Genomic DNA, 22,512 nt, shown 5'->3' with positions numbered 1-22,512 from the left:
TCCAGCTCCCGGCCGCGCTTCCGGCGATGATCTCCGGCTTCAAGATCTCCGGCGGGATGGCGATCATCGGCTCGATCGTGGCGGATTTCTTCTTCCGCCAGGGCGAACCCGGAATCGGGCGGATGATCGACGTCTACCGGCAGCGGCTGGCCACCGAGGAACTGCTCACCGCGCTGCTGCTCTCCTCGCTGGCCGGGCTGATCCTGTTCTGGTTCTTCGATTTCCTGGCCGTCCGCGTCGAACGGGCCCACGGCCGCCGTCGCGGCCACTGATCCCCGCCCGGCGGCGATCTCCCGGTACGAACCGGCGGATCACGGCCGCGGCTCCTCCCCATCCACCGTTTCACACCAGGAAGTCCTATGAAGAGACCCATTTCCGTCCTGTCCGCCGTGGCCGGCGCCGCGCTGCTCACCGCCTGTAGCGGCGCGACCTCGGTCCCCGAACCCACCGGCGAGGGCCCGCTGGCGGGTGTCTGTCCCGCCACCGTCGTCATCCAGACCGACTGGTACGCGACGCCGGAACGCGCGGCCGCCTTCCAGCTCGTCGGGCCCGACGGCACCGTGGACGTCAACAAGGGCTCCTACGCCGGGCCGCTCGGCGATACCGGTATCAACGTCGAGGTGCGTCTCGGCGGCCCGTTCCTGGGCGGCCAGCCGGTGCCGGCGCAGATGTACCAGGACACCTCGATCACACTCGGATTCGTCCCGACCGACGACGCGGTGAGGGCGCAGTCGGAATTCCCGGTGACCGGCGTATTCGCTTCACTCGACGTGAATCCGCAGATCGTGATGTGGGATCCGGCGACCTACAAGGTCGGCTCCTGGAAGGACGTGCCCGGTACCGACGCCCCCGTCGTCTACAGCGAGGGCAAGATCTTCATGGACTATCTGGTGGCCAACGGATTCGTCCGACCCGACCAGGCCGACGCCTCCTTCGACGGCACCCCCAGCCGGTTCGTCGCCGAACGCGGCAAGGTCATGCAGCAGGGCTATGTTTCCAACGAACCCTTCCGCTGGGAGCACGATGTGGAGGGCTGGAAGAAGCCCACCGACTATCTGCTCGTACACGAGTCCGGCTACGAGATCTACCCGCACGCCTGGTCGGTGCGTGCCGGGGAACTCGAAGCGCTGCGCCCCTGCCTCACCGAACTCGTACCGATGCTGCAGCAGGCCCAGGTCGATTACATCGCGAATCCCGAACCGGTCAACGCCGCGCTGCTGCGCATCGCCGAAACCATCCCCGACGGCCCGCCGATGACCGCCGCCGGTAACACCGATTCGGTGAAGGTGCAGGTCGCGGAGAAGATCGTCGGCAACGGACCCGACAACACGCTGGGTGATTTCGATACCGCGCGGGTGGACCGGGTGATCGACGCGGTGACCCCGATCCTGCGCCAACGCGGTGACCGGATCGCCGACGGCCTGACCGCCGCCGACCTGGTGACCAACGAATTCATCGATCCGGCCATCGCCCTGCCCGCCGCGCCCAAACCCTGAACCCGGACCGACCGGCCGGGCCTGTTCCGGTCGGGTGATCCGCCCACCGTCCTCCGGTAACCGTCCGTGCCGCGGTTACCGGAGGATGCCGGCCGTCCGGGGGGCCGCCCGCGTGTGCGGCCGCCATCCCGATAGCGGGCTGTTCCGGCACACCGACCGCGCCGTCGAGTGCTCGCCGGTGAGGCGCCGCGGGTATATGGAAGTGGTATTCTCCTGAAGTGGAATCGCCGATCAACCCGCAGGTCGGCGACGTTCTCTACCTCATGGCCACGGTGGAACGAGCCGAGGGACTCACCGAATCCCAGTTGTCCGGGCTCTCGGCGGGCAGCGCCGCCCTCGTACACGGTGATATGCCCGCCGCGCTGGCCGGTTTCGATATCGTGCTCGCGGCGCCCGACCTCACCGAGCAGACCCGCGACCAGGTCGCGGCGCTGCGGCTGCTGACCGTGACGCTGCTCGGCGATCCGGGCGGTGCCGCGAATCCGGATGGGATGGAGTGTGGTCCCGCATCGCGCGCCGTCACCCTGTGCCTGCGCGCCGACCGGCACTGGCGGGCCGGTGAACTCGCCGAGGCGTTGTGGCAGAACCAGCTCGCGGAGAACGTCGCGGCCGAGGCGGGCCCGGTATGGCATGTGTACACCCGGTTGATGGCGGCGAAACGGCTGGTCGATATGCGGGTGACCGCCCGGGCCGCCGATTTGGTCGCCCGGGTGCGCGAGGAGCAGGACCGGTACGGACTGCACGCTTTCGAATCCATCCCGGCGGCGCTGGAGGCCGCGCTGTGCCTGCAGCGCGACGAACCCGAGGCCGCGTTGCGCCGCGCGGGGGCCGCGATCGAATACGCGCGGCGGCACGGGACCACTGTCGCGGTCCCGCGCGCGCTGGCGGTGTCGGCGCTGGCCCACCTCAGGCTCGGCGAGACCGGCGGCGCCGCCGAGCGGTTGCGCCGGATACGTGAACTGCCGGATCACTTCGTGCTCCCCGATACCGTGGCCCGTGCGGCGCTGATCGAGATCGCGGTGGCCGCGCGCCGGTCCGGTCCGGAGGTCGCGGCCGGTCTGGTGCGCGCCGGATGGCCGGTGATCGAGACCGAACCGGCGTCCTTCCTCGAGGATCCCACCACGGCCGGTGTCCTGACCGATACGGCCGTGCGCGGGGGCGATACCGGCACGGCCCGGCTCGTGGTCGAGGCCGCGGAGGCGCTGGCGCGACGGAATCCGGGGATCTCGCTGCTCGACGACGCCGCCCGCTACGCCCGCGCCGTTCTCCACGGCGATACCCGGGCCCGGACGCACCTACTCGATACCGTCTCCGACCCCTACCTGCTGAGTCATCTCCGCGCGGAGGCCGGTGCCGGGCCCGCGGACGCACCGCCGGGCGGCGAGGTATTCGCCGGAATTCCCGCGTATCGGCCGGCGGCGGCCGGCGCCGGGGGCCTGCCGGACGCCGGGCTCACCGACCGGGAATACGAGGTCGCGGGGCTGGTGGGGCGCGGGATGACCAACCGGCAGGTGGCGCGTGAGGTCGGGATCACCGAGCACACGGTGAACTTCCATCTCCGCAAGATCTACCGGAAACTCCATATCTCCTCACGCGCGGAACTGATCCGGAGAACAGCCCGCTCCGACTGAGTGCGGTGGCGCTACCCATCCTGCTACTACCGATTCTGGTAGTGCCCATTCGCCTTGTCCTGCAATAGCATTCGATTATGGGCAGCGCGGCCCGATCACATTCGGAGAATACTCGGACCGGGGAAATGGAGGGGTCGGGTGAACGACTTCTGGGAGCGGGCGCAGCTCATACGCGAATCAATTCGCGAAGATCTGAAGAATCTGGATTCGAACAATATCGACAAGGCCGGAAGCGATATGGCCTCCAGGCTGATCTCCCTGGGCTGGAACGGTGTGAGCATCCCGCGGCAATGGGGCGGGCAGGGCAAGGGCACACTCGCGCGGCTGGTGGCGATCGAGGAGGCGGCCAGGGGCGACGCCGCGCTGGGCGCGAGCCTGTCCGCGGCGACGCTGGGCACGGGACTGCTACTGGAGTTCGGCGACGAGCGGCAGCGCGCCCGCTGGCTCCCGCAGCTGGCCCGCGGCCAGGACATCATGACGATCTGCATGACCGAGGCCGATTCCGGATCACATCTACTCGGTATGGGAACGACCGCGGTCCGCGACGGCGACCACTGGATCATCAACGGCCGCAAATGGTTCATCGGCAATTCGCATATCGCCACCCTGCACGGGGTGATCGCGCGTACCTCGCCCGGTGCGCACTCGCGGGCGCTGAGCGCCTTCGTGGTCGAGGCGGGAACGCCCGGCTGCTCGGCGGGTATCGAGCACGATCTGGCCGGGTTACGGGGATTCTCCCTGGGTGAGATCGTTTTCGAGGATTGCCGGATACCGGCGGGCAACATGATAGGAGGGGAGGGCGAGGGGCTCGGTTACGCGCACGCGGTGGTGACCCGGCACGGCAAGCCGAATATCGGTTCGGTGGCGCTGGGCCTGGCCACGGCCGCGCTCGACCGGGCACGCGAATACAGCCGCAACCGGGTGCTCTACAACGCACCGCTGGCCGGTCTGGACAGTGTGCAGCGTCGCCTCGCCGATATGTTCGCCGGTATCTACAGCAGCCGGCTGGCGCTGTATCACGCGGCGGCCCGGCTCGATGCCGGCCATCTGCACGATGTCGGCTTCATCATCGGCAAGCTGCAGGCCAGCGAAACCGCCGTGCAGTGCGCGACCGCCGCGGTCGAACTCATGGGTGCCCGCGGCTGCCATCCCGGTATCGGGGCGGTGCAACTGCTCGACGACGCGCTGATGACGCTGGCACCGTCGGGCACCTCCGATGTCATCCGGAAACGGCTGGCCGAGTTCGCACTCGGTGTGCACCGGCCGGCCCCGGAAAGCGCCCCGGTATGAGACCGGAGCGCGATTACAACCGCTATTCCGACAGGAGTTCCTACTGTGCGTGACATTCTGACCGTTGGCGATATCCAGGAAATGACCTACACGGTGCCCGCGAACAAAACCGTGCCGAATCTGTATCCCGAATCCGAGGATTACCGCATCATGCCGGAGGTCTTCGCCACCGGATTCATGGTTGGCCTGCTGGAATGGTCGGCGATCCTCGCGCTGCGCCCGGTGCTCGAAGAAGGCGAGGGCAGCCTCGGGACGATGGTGAACATCCGGCACAGCGCGCCGACCCCGCCCGGCGCCCGGCTCACCGTCACCGCCCGTTGCGTGAAGGTCGACAAGAACTACGTCGAATGGGAGGTCGAGGCCCGCGACGACGACGGGGATATCGCGGCCGCGGGCACCCACGGCCGGCATGTGATCGACACCGGGCGGTTCCTCGGGCGGGTCGCCGCCAAGGCCGAACGCCTGGTCCCGGTCAGCGCGTCGTGAACACCGCCGCCGTATCCACCGCCGGCCGGGCCGCGCACGGATGGTCGGTGGGTACGGCGGTCCTGGCCACGGTCTGGGCGCTGCTGTGGGCGGGTGCTTTCCTCGCCACCCAGATCGCGCTGCGGGACGCGGGTCCGGCCGCCGTCGTGGGGGCGCGCTGTGTGCTGGCCGGGCTGGTCCTGCTCGCGCTCCGGATGAACCGGCTGCGTACCCTGTCGCCACGCTCGCTGCTCACGCTGGGCCTGCTGGGCCTACTCAACAACATCGGATACCTGCTGGTGATGGCGTGGGCGCTACCGCACCTGTCGGTCGGCATGGCCGCTGTCCTCTCGGCGTGCACGCCGCTGCTGGTGCAACTGGGTTCGGCCGCGCTGGGGCAGGGCCGGCTCTCCGGGGTACGGCTGCTCGGGCTGTGCCTCGGCTTCGGCGGCATCGTGGTCTCCGCGCTCGACCGGCTCGGTGCCGGGGTGATCACCGGTACCGGGGTCGCCGCCGGCGCGGTCGCGGTGGGGTTCCTGGTGGTGGCGACCCTCGCGACCCCGCGCCTGGTCGGCGATACCGACCCCTACCTGGCCACCGGCTGGCAGGCACTGGCCGCCGGGGTACCGATGATCGCTTTCGCGATGTTCTCCGGCACGACGGTGGATCTCGGGTCGTCGCTCGCGGGAGCGGTGCTGTTCCTCGCGCTGGGAGCCTCGGTGGTCGGAATGAGCCTGTGGCTGCTGCTGATCCGGCGGGCCGGACCGGCCGGCGCCAGTATCGCCCAGTTCATGCCGCCGCTGTTCGGGGTCGCGCTCGGGGCGCTCGTCCTGGGGGAGGAGATCACCCTGATCGAGATCGCGGCCGTGCTGCCGGTCGCGGCCGGGATAGTCCTGGCCACCCGGCCCGCAACCGAATCCACCGCGCGCCGCGGCGCGCAGCCGTCGTCCGGGCGGACCTCGTCCGATTCCCGGAAAGATCGTTACCGACAGACTCAGGAGTCGTCATGAGAGACGCAGTGATCGTCGAAGCCGTCCGCACCCCCATCGGCAAGGGCAAACCCACCGGAGCGCTGCACGGCGTGCATCCCGTCGACCTGCTCGCCCACAGCCTGCGAGAACTGGTGGAACGCACCGGTATCGACCCGGCGCTGATCGACGATGTGATCGGTGGCGTGGTCACCCAGGCCGGGGAGCAGTCGGTGAATATGAGCCGCCGGGCCGCGCTGGCCGCCGGCTACCCGGAATCGGTCCCCGCGACCACCGTCGACCGGCAGTGCGGCAGCAGCCAGCAGGCGATCCATTTCGCGGCCCAGGGCGTGATCGCGGGCGCCTACGACTGGGCGGTGGCGGCCGGGGTGGAGTCGATGAGCCGGGTGCCTATGGGCGCCAGTGTGCTCGGCGCCGACCTGGACGGATCCGATTTCCCGAAACGCTATCCCGAACCGCTGGTATCGCAGGGAATCAGCGCGGAGCTCATCGCCGCCCGCTGGAATCTGACCCGCGGTGAGGTCGACGAGTTCGCGGCCGTGAGCCACGAGAAGGCGGCCCGGGCCACCAAGGACGGCGCCTTCGATGCCCAGCTGGCCCCGATCGCGGGCCTGGCCACCGACGAGGGCATCCGCACCGGGACCACCGCGGAGACCCTGGCCGGGCTGCGCCCCGCCTTCCACAGCCCGCGACTCGCCGATCGCTTCCCCGAAATCGGCTGGAACGTCACCGCCGCCAACGCCAGCCAGATCAGTGACGGCAGTGCCGCGGTACTCATCACGACCAGTGAGAACGCCGCGCGGCTCGGGCTGCGGCCGCTGGCCCGCCTGCACAGTTTCGCGGTGGCCGGTGACGATCCGCTGCTGATGCTCACCGCGGTGATCCCGGCGACCCGCAAGGTCCTGTCGCGCGCGGGTCTCGATATCTCCGATATCGACCTCTTCGAGGTGAACGAGGCCTTCGCGTCGGTAGTGCTCGCCTGGGCGCGCGACGTCCGGGCCGAGCTGTCCCGGGTGAACGTGCACGGCGGCGCGATCGCCCTCGGCCACCCTCTGGGGGCGTCCGGAGCCCGGCTGGCGACCACCCTGGTGCACGCCCTGCGCGATCGCGGTGCCCGCTACGGCCTGCAGACCATGTGCGAGGCCGGCGGTCTCGCCAACGCCACCGTCTACGAACGACTCTGACCCGGCGAACGTCTCCGAGCTGCGAACGTCGCCGAAAACGCCGCATCGGGCCGGGTGTGGCGAGTACAACCGGAACAGGGCCGAATCCGCCGGAGTATGAGGACCACGCGTATGAACGACCAGCACAGCCCATCGCGGGACGGATTTCCGCCGGCGGCCGAGATGACACCCGGATGGCACGCCGAGCGCACACCGGACCGCCCGGCCGTGATCATGGCCGACAGCGGGCAGGTCGTGACCTACCGCGAACTGGAACAACGTTCGATCCGCGGCGCCCGCGCCCTGCGGGCCCGCGGATTGCGCACCGGCGACCACATCGCGATCCTGATGGAGAACAACGCGGCGAATCTGGAGATCGCCTGGGCGGCGCAGCGGTCGGGTCTGTACTACACCGCCGTCAACTGGCACCTCACCGCCGGTGAGGTGCAGTACATCCTCGACGACTGCGGTGCGACCGCGCTGATAGCGGGGGAGTCGGTGGCCGAGATCGTCGCGGACCTGGACCTCACCCGGATCCCGGTGCGGATCGCGGGAGCCGGTGAGCTGCCCGGTTTCGAACGCTACGAGGACGTGCTGGCCGCCGAATCGGCGGAGCCGCTCGGCGCCGCGGAATGCGAAGGCCGGGAGATGCTGTACTCCTCGGGTACCACCGGGCGGCCCAAGGGGATCCGCAAACCGCTACCGGCCACACCGCTGGGCGATCCGTCCGCCGCGCCGGTGCAGATCGCCCGCGGGCTGCTGGTGAGCGGCGATACCGAGGGCGCGGTGTATCTGTCGCCCGCGCCCCTCTATCACGGTGCGCCGCTGGTGTTCTCCATGTCCTGGCACCGGCTCGGCGCCACCGTGGTGGTGATGGAGCGATTCGGGCCACGGTTGTGCCTGGAGCTGATCGAACGGCACGGTGTCACCCACACCCAGATGGTGCCGACCATGTTCGTGCGCCTGCTGCGCCTGCCCGCCGCCGACCGCGCGCGCTACGACACCTCCAGCCTGGTGGACGTGGTCCATTCGGCCGCGCCGTGCCCGGTCGCGATCAAACAGCAGATGCTGGACTGGTGGGGGCCCATCATCTCCGAGTACTACTCGGGCACCGAGGATGTGGGCAACACCTATATCACCGCCCGGGAATGGCTCGACCATCCCGGATCGGTGGGCCGGCCGGCGCAGGAATGCCATATCGTCGGTGAGGACGGCGCCGAACTCCCCGCCGGTGCGGTCGGAGTGGTGTATTTCGACGGCGGCCGCCCGTTCGAATACCACCACGACCCCGGCAAAACCGCGTCCGTTGTGCATCCGAAGGGCTGGCGCACACTGGGCGATATGGGGTATCTGGACGCCGACGGCTATCTCTACCTCACCGATCGCCAGGCCCATATGATCATCTCCGGCGGAGTGAACATCTATCCGCAGGAAGCCGAGAACATCCTGGCCGCCCACCCCGCCGTCGCCGATGTGGCGGTGATCGGGGTACCGGACGCGGAAATGGGGGAGTCGGTCAAGGCCGTGGTGCAGCCGGTCGACCCGGCCGCCGCGAACGCCGGGCTGGCCGCCGAACTCATCGCCTGCTGCCGGGCGGAACTCGCCGGTTACAAATGCCCCCGCACGGTCGATTTCGTGGACGAACTGCCGCGCGACCCGAGCGGGAAGCTGTACAAGCGGCAGCTGCGGCAGCGGTACTGGCGCGATCACGACAACCTCATCGTCTGAGCCCGAGGCCGTCGCCGCGCACGGGCTCGTTCGTGCACCGCCGCGTCGGTGGGCGGGTGTAGCCTGCGGCTTCAGCGGTTGTCGGGAGTTCGGGAGGCTACGGTGCGGCTCGGCCGGGATCAGGTGTTCGCGTGGCGGCTCGAACGTCAATTCGTCTCACGGGTGGCGCGCGGCGGGGCGGTCGAGGTGGCCGGGCGGCTGGCCGGGGTGCAGGCGCAGGTGACGTCGGCGGCGGAGATGGCGGTGGCGCTCCGGAGCGCGGCGCCCGAGCCGGGGGCCGTCGCCGGCGCCCTCGAGCAGGGTGCGCTGATCAAGACCTGGGCCATGCGCGGCACGCTGCACGCCATGCTGCCGAGCGACGCGGCGGCGGTGCTGCCGCTCATGGCCGCGACCCGCATCTGGGAGAAACCCTCGTGGCAGAGGACATTCGGCGCGACGCCCGCCGAGGTCGCCGCGCTCACCGAGGCGGTCGGCGGCATTCTGGCCGATGCGGTGCTCACCCGGGAGGAACTGGTGGCGGCGCTGCTCGCCGATCGCGCGTTCCACCGGATGGGGGAGGAGTTGCGTTCGGGCTGGGGTGCGCTGCTGAAGCCTCTTGCCTGGCAAGGGGCGCTGTGCCACGGCCCACCGCGCGGCACCAAGGTCACGTTCACCGCGCCGCGGCGGGCCGTGCCCGGCTGGACCGGCCTCGCCGATGTGGACGCGGCCGCGACCACCGCGATCACCGCCTATCTCGGCGCGTACGGTCCGGCCACGCCGGAGGTGTTCGACGCCTGGCTGACCCGGAGCAGCCTGCGCAAGACCCTCGTGCGCGGATGGTTCGGCGAGATGGGTGACGCGCTCACGCCCGTCGATATCGACGGGCGCCCCGGCTACGCCCTCACCGAACACCTCGACGCGCTCGCCGCCACGAAACCCGATGACGCGGTCTACCTGATCGGCCCGTTCGATCAGTACGTACTCGGCCCCACCACCGCCGATACCGACCTGCTCCCCAAGCAACACCGCTCCGCCGTCAGCCGTACAGCCGGGTGGATCGCGCCGGTGGTCGTGGTGAACGGCCGCATCGTGGGCACCTGGGAACTCGACGGCGCCGAGGTCGCGGTCGCGATGTTCGGCGATGCGCCGCTGCCGGAGAAACTGGATCCGGCCTTGGCGCGCGTGGCGGCGGCCGCCGGCCTGGAGAAGGTGAGCGTGCGGGCGGTGTGAGGGCGGTGTCGCCGGGCCGGGGCCTACGCCTCGGAATTCAGCGGCGTCCGGGACGGGACGCCGTTCGCTTTTCGGGTGCCGGAACGTTCACGAGATCTATCTCGAATACCGCCGGGGCCGTACCGCATTCGGCGATCATCCGGATCGCCTCCTTGCGTATCTCCTGTTCGTCGAGGACAATCCTCGTCACGCCGAACGCTGGTGCGGTGATGAGCCACCGGGCGCCGTCACAGCTCACCCTCACCTCGAAGCGCATGCTTTCCCCTTTGTCATTGTTACCGACCCCTCCGGCCGTACCGGCGCGAGAGAGTCCGGCGCGGCCGCCGATTCGACGTTAAGGAGCCGATACCCGCCCAGGCGAGCAGTGAGCACAAGTTTGCACGGATGCCGTTTCCTGTGCGGCCCGAGTAAACAGTGGGGTGCATGATGGACCCGGTACGGGAAAACTCGTGCTCATCTTCGGAACAGGGGTCGAACAATGCAGTTGGCGTTCCTCGGCAAAGGCGGTTCGGATCTGGGTGGCTGCCCGAGCCTCTATACGACGGATCAGGAGAGTTATCTGGTCCAGGGCTGGGAGACGGAGAGACCGGAAACCATCGAAATCCCCCATCTGCTGGTCGGATACGTCGAGCCCGATACCTTCATCGGCGCCACGATGACCGATACCGGGCGGGGCACCTTCACTCTCACCGGCCGTCCCGTCGCGGAGCGCGATGTCCTGGCGCAACTCGAACTCGCGCCGAACGAGACCGCGATCGAAGTCCCGAAAACTCGAAGGACGTTCTACGGTGCTCTACCTTCCGCATGAACCGCCGGACTGGGCCGCATTGCTGCGTGACTGCGACCTCGAGGCCTTCCACCTCGAGGTCCGCGACGATTACGCCGTCCCTACCGAATCGGACCGGTACCGCCGGTTCCTGGAGGGCCGGCCCCTCGTACCGGACGAATACAAGGAGCGGTGGAACACCCTGATCCGGGCGACGATCGCCCGGGGGGTGACGGTCCGGAGAGTGCGGGTGGTCACCGTGCCGCACACCACCTACCACCGGTGGCTGCTCTCGGTGACCGATACCAATACCGAGGCGGGTGAGGATATCCGATACGTTCCCCGGCATCTGGCCGGGGACGTCCCGCCCGACGACTGGTGGTTGATCGACAACCAGCGCGTCGTCTACAACCTGGTGGACGCGCGTGGGTGCCCCGCGGGCCTCGCGATCACCACGGACCCGGTGATCGCGAGCCACTGCCGGACGGTGAAAGACCGGCTGTGGGAACTCGCGACGCCCTACCCGGAGTACGCAAGACGATGACCGAAGTACACGACGCGCGGGAAGCGCTCGGAGCCAGACTCCGCGAGATCCGCCGCGGCGCCGGGCTCACCAACCGCCGGCTCGCACAGCTGTCCGGCTGGCACGAGTCCAAGGTCAGCAAAATCGAATTCGCCCGGATCAGACCCTCCGACGACGATGTCCGCGCCTACTGCCGGCACTGCGACGCCGAGGACCAGCTCCCCGAACTGCTCGCCACCGCCCACACCATCGAATCCGCCTACCTGGAATGGCAGAAGGTGCTGGGGACCGGGCTGAAACGCCGCCAGCAGAAATCGCTGAAACTCGAGGCGTCCTCCACTCACATCCGTGATTTCCAGCCGCAAATCGTGCCCGGCCTGCTGCAGACGGCAGAGTACGCCGAGGCGAAACTGCGCCGGGGTATCGAATTCCATCGCATACCGGGCGATATCGACGAGGCGGTCGCGAAACGGATGGAACGTCAGCAGGTCTTGTACAAACGAGACCACCGCTTCCACTTCCTGATGGCCGAACAGGCGCTCTACACGACGGTCGGCGACGACGCCGTGATGATCGGCCAGCTGGACCGGCTGTCCTCGATTCTGGGTATGCCGCGGGTGACCCTCGGCGTCGTCCCGTTCACCGCCGAAGCGCTGGTGGTGTCCACGAATTTCGCGATGTTCGACAACCGGCTGGTGATGGTGGAGGGGACGGCGGCCGAACTCACCATCACCCAGCCGCGGGAGATCGACGTGTACGGCCGTGCGTTCGACACGCTCGCCGAGCAGTCGGTGACGGGTGCGGCGGCTCGCGGGTTGATCCAGGCGGCACTGCGGGCCCGGGGTGCGGAGGTCGGTAGCCGATAGGCGCCGCGAGATCGGGCGGCGGTTCGGAAGCGGAGCAGCTTCTCGGCCGCTACCAGCTTGAACCAACGAATAAAGTAAGATGAGATAGACTTTATTTTCATCTTAGTTAGATTGAATCTAACTTCAGGAGGTGTCCATGCGCTTCAGGGGCCGTGCCGGGGATCTCCGGCTGTTGGAACAGCAATTGCGGTCGGTCGCCGACGGTGCGGGCGCCACCCGCGGGCGGGCCGTCATGGTGACCGGGCGGCGCCGGGTCGGAAAATCTCGGCTCGTCCAGGAGTTCTGCGATCGCTCGGGACTGCCGTATGTCGTCTTCCAGGCCACGCGAGGTCGTAACCCGGCGGCCGAACGAGCGGATTTCGTTTCCGCTGTAGCCGCCGCCCCGTTCGCGAACGGCGGGCTGGTGGCAGATCTCGCTACGGCCGACTGGAACCAGGCGCTACGCACCGCCGCCATCGCGGCCGCCGACGACGCTCCCGGCCTCGTCGTGCTCGACGAGGTCCCCTGGTTCGTCGAGCAGGACCCCGAGTTCGAAGGTGCTCTGCAGACGGTCTGGGATCGGTATCTGTCCGCGAAACCGGTCCTGTTGCTGCTGGTCGGGAGTGATCTGTCGGTGATGGAGGCCCTGCAATCCCGCGACCGGCCCTTCTTCGGCCGGGCGACGAAGATGACCGTGCGACCGCTGAACATGGCCGACGTGCAGGAGATGACCGAGCTGTCCCCCGCCGAGGCCGTCGACGCGCGTCTCATCACCGGCGGTTTTCCCGAGATCGTCCAATCGTGGCGTCCGGGCAGCAGCCGCGCCCAGTTTCTCTCGGAGTCGTTGGCCGACCCGCTGGCTCCGCTGCTCGTGGCGGGTGAACTGTCGCTGCTGGGAGAATTCCCGGAATCGAGCCGGTCTCGCGCTGTGCTCGAGGCGATCGGCAGTGGGGAACGCACCCACGGCACGATCGCGGCGCGGGCCGGAAATTCCGGGGCCCTCCCGGCGGGCACGCTGTCGCCGATCTTGAATACGCTGCAGGCCAAGCGAATCGTGGCTGCCGATCTCCCGCTGTCGACCGGATCCGACACCAAGAACAAACGCTATCGGATCGCCGATTCCTATCTGCGCTTCTGGCTCGCATGCCTGGAACGCGCGATTCCGTTCACGGAACGGGGCCGGGCCGACCTGGCACTCGCCCGGCTCGAACGCGGATGGACGAGCTGGCGCGGTCGAGCGGTCGAGCCGCTGATCCGGGAGTCGCTGCAACGATTACTGCCCGATGAGGACTGGTCACGGGTGGAAGCGGTGGGCGGATGGTGGAACCGGCAGAACAATCCCGAGATCGACCTGGTGGGGGCCGACCGGCGGCCGGTCGCGGGGGAGGTGGCGTTTCTGGGATCGATCAAATGGCTCGAGGACCGGCCGTTCGACCGGCACGACTACGATTCGCTGGCCCGCGGCGTGCTCGCTGTTCCCGGCGCGAAGGCCACCACCCCTCTGGTCGCGGTCACCCGCTGCGGGGCAACCTCCGGTCTGCCACTCGCGGCGGCGTGGGGACCGGAGGATCTGCTGCGCGCGTGGCGCTGAGGCCGGCCGGTCAGGGGAACGGGGGTGTGCGGTAGGCCCCGACCCCGGCTCCCGCCGTACGCCGGATCAAGGTCGCCAGGCAGGACGGGTTCTGGAGGTGGACGGCATGTCCGGTACCGGGTAGTTCCCGGTGGCCGGTGCCGAGGGCGGCGGCGAGAGCGCGGACCGAGCGGTGCCGGATCGGTGGCGAATCCCGGCCGACGGTGAGGGTGATCCGTTCCGGTGCGGCGACCGGTCCGGGTTCGAAGGCGCGGAACATGGCCAGCTCGCCGGCGACCGTCTCATATGACGCGCCGGTGAGTTCCGGCGACCAGCAGGGCCCGTAGAGGGTGCGGCCGAAACCGGCCACGCCGTCGCGCCGGAACTCGCGCACCACATCGTCGAGCAGGCCGGGGGCCAGCGAACCGGCGGCCGGTTCGTGCAGCAGCGCGGCCGCGAACTCGACTCCGCGCGCCGCCAGCGCCAGTCCGAGGGTCGCACCGCCGCTCACCCCCACCACCAGCGCACCCTCACACAGCGGTGCGAGCGCGTCCAGTTCGGTAGCCATATCGCCGGATTGGGGACGATCGGGGGCGTATACCTCCACCGCCGGGCCGAGTGCGGCGGCCGTGGCCGCCCACACCCGGCTGTCGGTCGCGACCCCGTGGATCAGGACCACCCTCATGCGGTGACGGGTTTCTTCCCCAGCGCGGACAGCAACTGGTCGGAGGTGGCGACCGCGCCGAAGATCCCGCCCTGCATGGTGACCATGCTCAGCGCCGCCTCGTGGTGCCGACGTTCGGTGGCGCCGGTGCAGTCGGAGAGCACCAGGCATTCGTAGCCGCGGTCGTTGGCCTCGCGCATGGTGGTATGCACGCAGACATCGGTGGTGATACCGGTGAGGACGATATGGGTGATCCCGGCGCCGCGCAGCAGCAGGTCCAGGTCGGTGGCGTAGAAGGCGCCCTTGCCCGGTTTGTCGACGATCGGCTCGCCGGGGATCGGCGCGACCTCGGGCACGATCTCCCAGCCCGGTTCGCCGCGCACCAGGATGCGCCCGCACGGGCCGACGCTGCCGATCTCGGCGCCGACCCGCGCGGACCGCCAGCGTTTGTTGGCGGGCAGGTCGGACAGGTCGGGGCGGTGGCCCTCGCGGGTGTGGATGACGGTGAAACCGAGTTCGCGGGCGGCGGCCAGGACGCGCGCGGTGGGTTCGAGCCCGGCGCGGGTGAGGGACAGGTCGTAACCCATCTGGTCGACGTAGCCGCCGGGGCCGCAGAAATCGGTCTGCCAGTCGATCAGCAGCAGCGCGGTGCGGGCGGGGTCGATCGTGCCGTCGAAGGGCCAGGTGTAGGGGGCGGCGTCCACAGTGGTGATGGTCATGCGATGAGCTCCTTGTCGCGGCGCGCGGTGACGACCGCGCCGAGGGTGAAAATGACGGCGGCGGCCAGGAAACCGATCACGGCGTCCGACAGCCACGGTGCGAATTCATGGGTGATCAGGGCGGCCACCGCGCCCCCGGCCCAGGCGGTGAAGGCGGGCAGATGCCAGCGGCCGCGGCGTTCGCTCGCGCGGAGCTCGAACCGGGGCAGTACCAGCTGGTCCAGGATCACCACCGCGCCGATGGGCGGGACGATCACGCCGAGCAGGTTCAGCCACTGTTCGAAATACGACCAGATTCCCGCGACCGCCAGCACGACTCCGGCCGCGCCGAGGATCAGGGTCAGCCGCCGCATCCGGCCGCCGGAGAGCTGGCTCCAGCCGACGGCGCCGTTGTAGAGGCAGTGCGCGCAGACCGAGCCGAGATTGATGAAGACGAACGCGACCGCGAGCGGTACCAGGATGCCGCCGTGGTCGATGAGCAGGCCGAGGAAGTTACCGCCGTCGGCGGCCGGGTCGGTGCTGCCGCCCAGTGCCACGACCAGGCCCCCGATCACCAGTGCGATCGAATTCCCGACCGGGAACGCCGAGGCCGCGGCGAGGAACGCCTCGCGACCGTTGCGCGACCAGCGGGTGAAATCGGCGGTCATGGTGCCGGAGTCGATGAACGAGGCGATCACCAGCGTCACCGCCGCGCCGAAACTCATCGCCGCGGCGCCCGCGCCGCCCTGATACGAGGTGGGCGAACCGCCACCGTCGGCGACGGCGATACCGATGGCGACCAGGCCGAGCACCACGTAGACGGGCGCCGCGATCATGCCGATGGCCGAGAGTGCCCGGATGCCGAGCAGGGTGACCGCGATGAATCCGAGCCCCGCCAGCAGCGCGGTGAACTGTTCGTGCCAGCCGAGGGTGTCGTGCAGGATGGCCCCGGCCATACCGGTCTGGAAGGCGAACCAGCCGATCACGATGGTCGCCAGGAACGCCGAGGGCAGGAATGCGCCCGCCCTACCGAAGGTCTCGGCGGCGGAGAGCGCGAAATTCTTGCCGGTGCGCCCGGCGATCACGCTCAGCGATCCGACGTAGAGCATCATGCAGATATTGCCGACCGCGATCGCCGCCAGGCCGGGCCAGAAGCCCAGCGAGTAGACGATGAGCCCGCCGAAGATGGCACAGGTCAGCACCATCGGGAACCCGAACCAGACCGCGGAGACCGAACCGAGACCGCGCCGGTGTTCCGCGGGAACCGGCCGGTCCTCGAACTCGGCTGTCTCCCGGTCGTGCTCGGCCTCGGCGACCGTGGTGGTACTCATGGCGCATCGGTCCCTTCCGGGGTCGGGAGTTCGTAGATCACGGTGAGGCTGCCGCCGCCGGGCGGGCCCTGATGTTCGGCGCCGCCGGAGACATACACCGCGCCGTCGCCCTTGAGCGCCGCGAGCAGCCCGCCGACCGCGCCGCGGGCGTGCCGGGTGGCGTTGATATCGGAATCGGTGAGCATGGTGTGGCGGAAGCCGCGCACCGATCCGCGCGGATCGGCCTCGGCCTTGGCGAAGATCTGCCGCACCGTGCCGCCGGCGGCCGCCACGGCGGTCAGGAGTCGCTGTACCGATGCCAGGTCGATGGCGTCGGCCATATGGCCGTGCAGGGCCCGCAGCGGGTTCGCCGCGGTGGGGCTTTCGGCGACCACCAGCACATGGCAGTCGTCCAGTTCCGCGCCCGCGCTGGCCGAGGCCCGCGCCGACCATATATCGGCGTCACCGGCGAGGGCCCGCAGCGCGGTCTCGCGATCGCATTCACCCAGCGCCACCGCGATACCCAGCGAACTCGCCGCTCGCGACCGGCCCATCGACGCATAGGTGTCGGTGGCGACGGGCACCTGCCCGGCGGTATGCAGCGCGGTGATCTTGTCCGAGGTGAGCAGCGGGCATTTCACCAGTACCAGATGGACATCGGCCGGAGTGACCCCCAGTTCGGCCAGCAGTTTGCCGACGGTATCGGCGACGGTGTCCACCTGGGCCGCCCGCCCGACTTCCGCCGGATCCAGCACCCGGCTGCGCCGCGCCGCCGCGACCAGGCCGCGATCGAAGCCGGAATGGTGGCGTTCGTCGCGGACCAGCAGGTTCACATGCGGGCTCAGGACACCCTCGGTACCGCCGGAGAACACGGTCACCGCCGCGTCCGGGATCCGCGGTTCCCAGACCGCGGTGGCCAGGGTGCGGCTGAAATCGTTGACGCAGCCGTTGCCCTCGGTCTTGCCGATGATCGATACCAGATCCTCGGCGCGGTAACCGGATTCGGTGAGCAGATCGAACGGCCGGGTATCGCCCGGATCGGCGGTGGGGACGGTGAGCAGGGCGATACCGGTCATGCGGCGCTCTCCTTCTGGGTGCGGGCCGGGGTGAGATGGTTGAAGACCAGGTTGAGCACGAACGCCACGATGACCGTGCTGGTGATCGCGCCGCCGGCGATGATCCGGACCGAGGACGGCAGTCCCTCGTAGACCTCCGGCGCGACCACCGGAATCATGCCGATTCCCATGGCCAGGGAGACGACGAGCAGATTGTCGTTACGGGAGTAGTCGACCTTCGCGAGGGTGGCGATCCCCACCCCGGCGACGGTGGCGAACATGACCAGGCTCACCGAACCGATCACCGCTCCGGGCAGATTGGCGACCACCTCGCCCATCTTCGGGACCAGCCCCAGCGCCACCAGCAGCGCGCCGGCCACGGCGACCGCGCGCCGGCTCGCCACCCCGGTCATCCGTACCAGGCTCACGTTCTGCGCGAAGATCGTGTCCGGGAACGAGGTCAGGAATCCACCCAGTACCGCGGAGGCGCCGTCGGCGCCGAGCGCGCGGGCCAGCCGGTTCGGTTCCAGTGGACGACCCAGATGATCGGCGGTGGCCATCAGGTAGGCGGTGGATTCGGTGAAGATCACCAGCATCACCAGGCACATCGAGATGATTCCGGCGATCGGGAAGGTGGGCGTGCCGAACAGGAACGGGTTGGGCAGGCCGAACCAGTCGGCGCTGCCGACCGGGCCGAAATCGGTGAGGGAGAGCGCCGCGGCGGCGAGCGTGCCCAGAACCAGGGCGATCAGCACCGCGGACTGGGCGACGAGGCCGCGGCCGTAGCGCATCAGCGCGATGATCGTGACGATCACTCCGACCGCCAATGCGAGCGGGGCGCCCCCGGCCGGTTCGTCGCCGAAGGTCATGGAGACGGCCTTGCCGATGAGCGACAGTCCGATCATGGTGACCGCCGCGCCCCGCACCATCGGCGGGAAGAACCGCACCAGTTTGGAGAACGGGATCGCGACCAGCATGCCGAAGATTCCCGCCGCGATCATCGCGCCGTAGACGGCGGACAGCCCGTACTCCTCGCCGATCAGGATCATCGGCGTCACCGCGGTGAAGGAGGCGCCCGCGACGACCGGCATCCGGGCGCCGAGCAGTTTACCGATACCGAGGGCCTGCACGAGGGTGATGACACCGGCGACCAGCAGGTCGGCGTTCACCAGGGTGGCGATGGTGGAGGTGTCCAGGCCCAGGGCGGCGCCGAACACGAGCGGGACCGCGACGCAGCCGGTGTACATGACGAGCACATGCTGGATACCGAACAGCGCGGTGCGCCACCAGGGCAGCGGTGGAGCGGAGATCAGCGGCGGCGACTGGGTCGGGGCAGCGTCTGTGGACATGGGACCTGGCCTCGGGCAGAAGAAATAACCAACACCAGAATTTGTATACAAACTCTGTTTCGTTGATGTTGCTCAACGTTCCGGGACGGTGAACAGTCCAAGTGGCGCCTAGATCGAAAAATAACTTGTATACAACCTGGATGGTCCGTACTGACCGGTATCGACCGCTACGACCTGTTCGGACCCGGTGAACCTTCGGCGTCCATATCCGCGAGCAGTTCCTCGTCGCGCGCGATGTGCTCGTCCATGAGGTAACCCGCCTGAACCGGCGAACCGTTGAGTATCGCCTGCGCGATGGCTGCGTGATCGCTCCAGGAGATATGGGTCCGGCTCTCCAGTCGCTGCCCGAAGATCCAGGACACCCGCTCGAGGATCTGCTCGAGCATCGCCCGCAACTGCTGATTGCCCGACGCCTCCGCGACCAGCGTATGGAACCGCACGATCAGCGGGGGCAACTCGTCGTGGGCATGGCTGAGATCGGCCGACCGGCCCAGTTCCACCACCCGTTCCAGCTCCGCCGCCACCGCCCCGCCGCGTGCGTGCGCGGCCAGCTGTGCGGCCAGCACCTCCAGTCCCCGCCGGATCTGGACCAGCTCCCGCGCCGCCGAACCCGACGGCGCCGAGACCGTGGCCCCGCGATACCGCACCAGCGTGACGAAACCTTCGCTCTGCAGCTGCGACAGTGCCTCGCGGACCGGGACCCGGGAGACCCCGAACCGCTCGGCCAGATCCACCTCGCGCAGCCGATCGCCGGGGGAGAGCCGGCCGGCCAGGATATCCGCGCGCACGGCGTCCGCGACCGCGGCGCCGGGGGCGGTCCGGCCGGGATGCTGGGAAGTGGTCACGATGGTGAGGGTAATGCGGACGACTCCGGCGCTCGCCGCACCGGCGCGCGGGTCGCCTCCGGCCGGGGTCGGCCGCGGGTGCCTCCGGTGACGATCCGGGTCGGCGCGGGCCGCGTCGCCGACCCGCATGGCCGGTGTGCAGGGTCGGTCCGGTTCGTCTCCGAAAACGATTCGCAATGTTTTCAGGGCTCGGTCCGGTGCAACACCGAATTCATTGAAATGTAACCCTGGTACCGGTTTTCGAAGGATTCTCGGCAAATATCGGGTAATTTCCGAAAATTGGACCGGCGTGACCTCGATCGCACCCCTCGGTCTCGCCGCCTGCGGTAATTCCAGGGTATCGGGATGCGAGACCCGCGATTGCCGAGAACATCCTCGAACCGACCGGATCGTCCGTGCCGCAGCGGGTTTCGGTGGCTCGGGCAGCATCCTCCGGGCACTCGTGCCGAGATACCCTGCATTCCTGTGGAATTGGGGTACCGTTTATCGGGAGTCCATGTACGGATTCGGTCCGGACAAGAGATCCACCGTGGCGAAGGAAGCCGCTGACGGCAGGTGGCGCGCATGAAATCGGCTGATCGATGAGCATCGAGATTCCGCCCGAATTGCAGTGGCTGTCGTATCTCGCCGGGGCATCGTGGCCGAAGGGCGACGAGGACGCCCTCTTCGCGCTGAGCCAGGACTGGACCGACGCCGCGAACGCGCTACTCAACGAGCTGATCCCGGCACTGCGCACCGCCTGCGATACCGCGCTGCGCAACTACAGCGGCAGCGGCGCGGACCAGATGTCGGCCCAGTTCGACAAGTTCTTCGCCGGCGACAGCTCGATCGAGTCGATGGCCCACGCACTCGAGCAACTCGCCGATTCGGTATTCGATTGCGGAACGCAGGTCGAATACGCGAAGTTGCAGATCATCATCACCCTGGCGGTCATGGCCATCGAGATCGCGTACGCGCTGGCCTCGGCCTGGGGGGCCTGGGCGGTGCCCATCATCCAGGCCACGGGTGCGGGGGTCATGCGGACCATCGCTTCACGAATGGCCTCGGCCCTGGCCGCGCGCGCGACCAAGATGGCCCAGACGCCGCTGTGGCGGCTGACCGCGATCCAGGCCCTCGAGGAGGCCGCGATCGGGTTCGGTATCGACGCGCTGGCGCAGGGCATCCAGCTGGCGCAGGGGCACCGGGAGGAATTCGATACCGAGCAGGCCTTCGTCACCGCCGCGGTGAGCGGGTTCGCCGGCGCCGTGGCCGCGCCCGTCGGGTACTACGGCGGTAAGTACCTGGGCGGGGTGGTCAGCAAACACGGGCCGATGACCTGGTGGAAAGGCGGGCTGGTCGCGGTCGGCGTCGGTATTCCCGCGGGCCTGGTGGGTGCCGGGGCAAGCATCGTGGGCGTCGGGGTGCTGACCGGGAACTGGGAGTTCGACCCGGCGGCGCTGGTCGGCGGTGTCGGCGGTGGTATCGCCGGCGGTATGCACGGGGTGGCGGGGTACTTCCAGAACCAGGCCGTCGCCGCGCACCTCCAGAGCGAGGCCCTCGCCGGGCCGGGTGGTCCGGAGAAGGTACCGCCGCCTCCGGGCACCGAGGAGCCGCCGCCCTACAGCGACGGGAGCGCGCCACCGCCCGGCACGACCACCGGCGACCCGCCGGCCTACAGCGACCGGAACACGTCCGAGACCCGCGACGGCGGATCGGACCACAGGCCCGTCGGCCCCGCGGCGTCCGGAAACACCGGCGAGCGGCCGGTCGACGGTGGTTCCCAGCGTGCGCAGAGCGACGGCGAGGGTCCGCCGGGCCCGGTGCGGAACTCGCGCGACGGCACCGGCGTCCTGTCCGGGCGCGATCCCAACGCTGCCGTATCCCAGGTCCAGCGCCCCGGGGTCGATGGCGGAGCACCGCCGGTCGACGGTAATTCGCAACATACGCAGAGCCGTACCGAGGGGCCGCCCCGGATGGACGAGAGTTCACGTGGCGGCTATGGGGAGCCCCCGGCCGGCAACCAGAACGGTGTCACGCCCCAGGCCCACGGCAGCGAATTCCCGGCGTCGCCCTCGGATGACGGCGAGTTCGCCGGGGCGTCCGAGTCCGATCGGGACGGTATTTCCCAGGTCTCGTCGGAGGACGATGGGTACAGGGGGTCTTCTGGGGTCGACGACGACAACGTCTCGGAGATCTCCTCCGATGACGGTGAGTTCGGCGGGTCGTCTCGGTTCGACGACGACAACGTCTCCGAGATCTCTTCGGACGATGGTGGGTTCGGCGACGGCCGCGACGATCTCTCCGAGGTCTCGGTGGAAGACGCCGAGTCCTACCGGGTCTCCGATGGCGACGAGGATGGTCGGATTTCCGATTCGGAGGGCATCGGCGAGGGGAAGTCGCCGAACGGTCTCTTCACGCCGGACCGCGACCGGGCCGAAAACCCCTTCTTCGCGACTGCCCCGGCGGAGGGGGTCCGCACTACCAACCCGGTCGTCCAGCAGCCGGTACCGCCGGGCAGTGAAAGCTCCTCCTCCCGACCGGAGCAACCGCCTCGCACCTACTCCACGACGGTCGAGGTCGCGGACGGCTCGGCCAACCCGTTCCGCTCCGAATCCCAGGACCGGACCTCCGACACCCAGGACCGGCCCCGGCCCCGGGCCGGTCTACCCGGCAGGAATCCGTTCGGTATGCCGTTCACCGCCAACGGCACCGATCAGTTCCGGCCGGTCCCCGGCCCGGACTCCCCGGACCGCAACCCGTTCCGCGCGCGAGCCGACGAAGTTCCCGGCGGGCGCTCACACACGAGCGAGGACGCCCGCGACCGCAGCAGTCCCCTCCGGTCCACGGCCGATCCGAGTCGCCGTGATTCCTCGACCAGGTCCGACGGCGATATCCGGCAGCCGCGCGAGGAGACCCCCGGCCCGCGGGCCCGGGGCA

General features: G+C 69.1%; 21 protein-coding genes. 14 read left to right on the top strand and 7 right to left on the bottom strand.

Features of this window, described 5'->3' with window-relative positions; translation table 11 throughout:
• From ACWDU1_RS11070 to ACWDU1_RS11030, 9 genes are all read left to right on the top strand, one after another.
• A partial coding sequence (locus tag ACWDU1_RS11070) for an ABC transporter permease subunit (RefSeq protein ID WP_449997607.1) occupies positions 1–272 on the top strand: 272 nt, incomplete at its 5' end.
• 87 nt (positions 273–359) lie between these two features.
• Entirely contained in the window at positions 360–1,496 is a 1,137-nt protein-coding gene (locus ACWDU1_RS11065) for an ABC transporter substrate-binding protein (protein WP_449997606.1), read from the top strand.
• A gap of 218 nt (positions 1,497–1,714) precedes the next feature.
• A complete protein-coding gene (locus ACWDU1_RS11060; RefSeq protein ID WP_449997605.1) occupies positions 1,715–3,127 on the top strand; it encodes a helix-turn-helix transcriptional regulator in 1,413 nt (470 codons plus the stop codon).
• A gap of 138 nt (positions 3,128–3,265) precedes the next feature.
• Positions 3,266–4,417 carry an acyl-CoA dehydrogenase family protein gene (locus ACWDU1_RS11055; RefSeq protein ID WP_449997604.1) on the top strand — a complete coding sequence of 384 codons (1,152 nt, stop codon included), beginning with the start codon at positions 3,266–3,268 and terminating at the stop codon, positions 4,415–4,417.
• A gap of 45 nt (positions 4,418–4,462) precedes the next feature.
• Complete coding sequence (locus ACWDU1_RS11050) at positions 4,463–4,903, top strand: thioesterase family protein (RefSeq protein ID WP_449997602.1); 441 nt, start codon at positions 4,463–4,465, stop codon at positions 4,901–4,903.
• Positions 4,900–5,892 (top strand): DMT family transporter, encoded by a 993-nt coding sequence (locus ACWDU1_RS11045; protein WP_449997601.1) that lies wholly within the window; start codon positions 4,900–4,902, stop codon positions 5,890–5,892. Before ACWDU1_RS11050 ends, ACWDU1_RS11045 begins: the two co-directional genes overlap by 4 nt.
• Positions 5,889–7,055, top strand: a complete 1,167-nt coding sequence (locus ACWDU1_RS11040) for a thiolase family protein (RefSeq protein ID WP_449997599.1) — start codon at positions 5,889–5,891, stop codon at positions 7,053–7,055. The genes ACWDU1_RS11045 and ACWDU1_RS11040 overlap by 4 nt, the downstream gene beginning before the upstream one ends.
• A gap of 162 nt (positions 7,056–7,217) precedes the next feature.
• Positions 7,218–8,762, top strand: coding sequence for an acyl-CoA synthetase (locus tag ACWDU1_RS11035; protein WP_449997609.1), 1,545 nt, complete (start codon positions 7,218–7,220; stop codon positions 8,760–8,762).
• A 102-nt stretch (positions 8,763–8,864) separates the two neighbouring features.
• Entirely contained in the window at positions 8,865–9,971 is a 1,107-nt protein-coding gene (locus ACWDU1_RS11030; protein ID WP_449997597.1) for a winged helix DNA-binding domain-containing protein, read from the top strand.
• A gap of 37 nt (positions 9,972–10,008) precedes the next feature.
• Here the strand turns inward: ACWDU1_RS11030 and ACWDU1_RS11025 are convergent, their stop codons facing one another.
• A complete protein-coding gene (locus ACWDU1_RS11025) occupies positions 10,009–10,227 on the bottom strand; it encodes a hypothetical protein (protein ID WP_449997596.1) in 219 nt (72 codons plus the stop codon).
• 222 nt (positions 10,228–10,449) lie between these two features.
• Between ACWDU1_RS11025 and ACWDU1_RS11020 the strand changes: the two genes are divergently transcribed.
• From ACWDU1_RS11020 to ACWDU1_RS11005, 4 genes are all read left to right on the top strand, one after another.
• Complete coding sequence (locus tag ACWDU1_RS11020) at positions 10,450–10,779, top strand: hypothetical protein (RefSeq protein WP_449997594.1); 330 nt, start codon at positions 10,450–10,452, stop codon at positions 10,777–10,779.
• A complete protein-coding gene (locus ACWDU1_RS11015; protein WP_449997593.1) occupies positions 10,760–11,281 on the top strand; it encodes a DUF6879 family protein in 522 nt (173 codons plus the stop codon). Before ACWDU1_RS11020 ends, ACWDU1_RS11015 begins: the two co-directional genes overlap by 20 nt.
• The gene (locus ACWDU1_RS11010) at positions 11,278–12,126 is read left to right on the top strand and encodes a helix-turn-helix domain-containing protein (RefSeq protein ID WP_449997591.1); all 849 of its coding nucleotides are present in this window, start codon (positions 11,278–11,280) and stop codon (positions 12,124–12,126) included. Before ACWDU1_RS11015 ends, ACWDU1_RS11010 begins: the two co-directional genes overlap by 4 nt.
• Before the next feature lie 136 nt (positions 12,127–12,262).
• A complete protein-coding gene (locus ACWDU1_RS11005) occupies positions 12,263–13,696 on the top strand; it encodes an ATP-binding protein (protein ID WP_449997589.1) in 1,434 nt (477 codons plus the stop codon).
• A gap of 10 nt (positions 13,697–13,706) precedes the next feature.
• On the opposite strand, the gene ACWDU1_RS11000 is transcribed toward ACWDU1_RS11005, so the two are convergent.
• The 6 genes from ACWDU1_RS11000 to ACWDU1_RS10975 all read right to left on the bottom strand — a co-directional run bounded on the left by ACWDU1_RS11000 (position 13,707) and on the right by ACWDU1_RS10975 (position 19,596).
• The gene (locus tag ACWDU1_RS11000) at positions 13,707–14,360 is read right to left on the bottom strand and encodes an alpha/beta fold hydrolase (RefSeq protein ID WP_449997587.1); all 654 of its coding nucleotides are present in this window, start codon (positions 14,358–14,360) and stop codon (positions 13,707–13,709) included.
• A complete protein-coding gene (gene biuH / locus ACWDU1_RS10995; protein ID WP_449997586.1) occupies positions 14,357–15,058 on the bottom strand; it encodes a biuret amidohydrolase in 702 nt (233 codons plus the stop codon). The genes ACWDU1_RS11000 and biuH overlap by 4 nt, the downstream gene beginning before the upstream one ends.
• Positions 15,055–16,368 (bottom strand): cytosine permease, encoded by a 1,314-nt coding sequence (locus ACWDU1_RS10990; RefSeq protein ID WP_449997585.1) that lies wholly within the window; start codon positions 16,366–16,368, stop codon positions 15,055–15,057. Before ACWDU1_RS10990 ends, biuH begins: the two co-directional genes overlap by 4 nt.
• Complete coding sequence (gene atzD / locus ACWDU1_RS10985; protein WP_449997583.1) at positions 16,365–17,423, bottom strand: cyanuric acid amidohydrolase; 1,059 nt, start codon at positions 17,421–17,423, stop codon at positions 16,365–16,367. The genes ACWDU1_RS10990 and atzD overlap by 4 nt, the downstream gene beginning before the upstream one ends.
• Positions 17,420–18,751 carry a nucleobase:cation symporter-2 family protein gene (locus tag ACWDU1_RS10980; RefSeq protein ID WP_449997581.1) on the bottom strand — a complete coding sequence of 444 codons (1,332 nt, stop codon included), beginning with the start codon at positions 18,749–18,751 and terminating at the stop codon, positions 17,420–17,422. The genes atzD and ACWDU1_RS10980 overlap by 4 nt, the downstream gene beginning before the upstream one ends.
• 167 nt (positions 18,752–18,918) lie before the next feature.
• Entirely contained in the window at positions 18,919–19,596 is a 678-nt protein-coding gene (locus tag ACWDU1_RS10975) for a GntR family transcriptional regulator (protein ID WP_449997579.1), read from the bottom strand.
• Positions 19,597–20,177: 581 nt separating this feature from the next.
• Here ACWDU1_RS10975 and ACWDU1_RS10970 point away from each other — a divergent pair.
• A partial coding sequence (locus ACWDU1_RS10970) for a WXG100-like domain-containing protein (RefSeq protein ID WP_449997578.1) occupies positions 20,178–22,512 on the top strand: 2,335 nt, incomplete at its 3' end.

It is taken from the genome of Nocardia sp. NPDC003345 (genome assembly GCF_053589395.1).
This window is presented reverse-complemented; position numbering and strand designations above follow the sequence as displayed.

Coding starts and splice junctions, on each gene's coding strand:
- ACWDU1_RS11025 (WP_449997596.1), bottom strand. CDS start 10,227: ATGCGCTTCGAGGTGAGGGTGAGCTGTGACGGCGCCCGGTGGCTCATC.
- biuH (WP_449997586.1), bottom strand. CDS start 15,058: ATGACCATCACCACTGTGGACGCCGCCCCCTACACCTGGCCCTTCGAC.
- ACWDU1_RS10980 (WP_449997581.1), bottom strand. CDS start 18,751: ATGTCCACAGACGCTGCCCCGACCCAGTCGCCGCCGCTGATCTCCGCT.
- ACWDU1_RS11005 (WP_449997589.1), top strand. CDS start 12,263: ATGCGCTTCAGGGGCCGTGCCGGGGATCTCCGGCTGTTGGAACAGCAA.
- ACWDU1_RS11010 (WP_449997591.1), top strand. CDS start 11,278: ATGACCGAAGTACACGACGCGCGGGAAGCGCTCGGAGCCAGACTCCGC.
- ACWDU1_RS11035 (WP_449997609.1), top strand. CDS start 7,218: ATGACACCCGGATGGCACGCCGAGCGCACACCGGACCGCCCGGCCGTG.
- ACWDU1_RS11000 (WP_449997587.1), bottom strand. CDS start 14,360: ATGAGGGTGGTCCTGATCCACGGGGTCGCGACCGACAGCCGGGTGTGG.
- ACWDU1_RS11065 (WP_449997606.1), top strand. CDS start 360: ATGAAGAGACCCATTTCCGTCCTGTCCGCCGTGGCCGGCGCCGCGCTG.
- atzD (WP_449997583.1), bottom strand. CDS start 17,423: ATGACCGGTATCGCCCTGCTCACCGTCCCCACCGCCGATCCGGGCGAT.
- ACWDU1_RS10990 (WP_449997585.1), bottom strand. CDS start 16,368: ATGAGTACCACCACGGTCGCCGAGGCCGAGCACGACCGGGAGACAGCC.
- ACWDU1_RS11020 (WP_449997594.1), top strand. CDS start 10,450: ATGCAGTTGGCGTTCCTCGGCAAAGGCGGTTCGGATCTGGGTGGCTGC.
- ACWDU1_RS11040 (WP_449997599.1), top strand. CDS start 5,889: ATGAGAGACGCAGTGATCGTCGAAGCCGTCCGCACCCCCATCGGCAAG.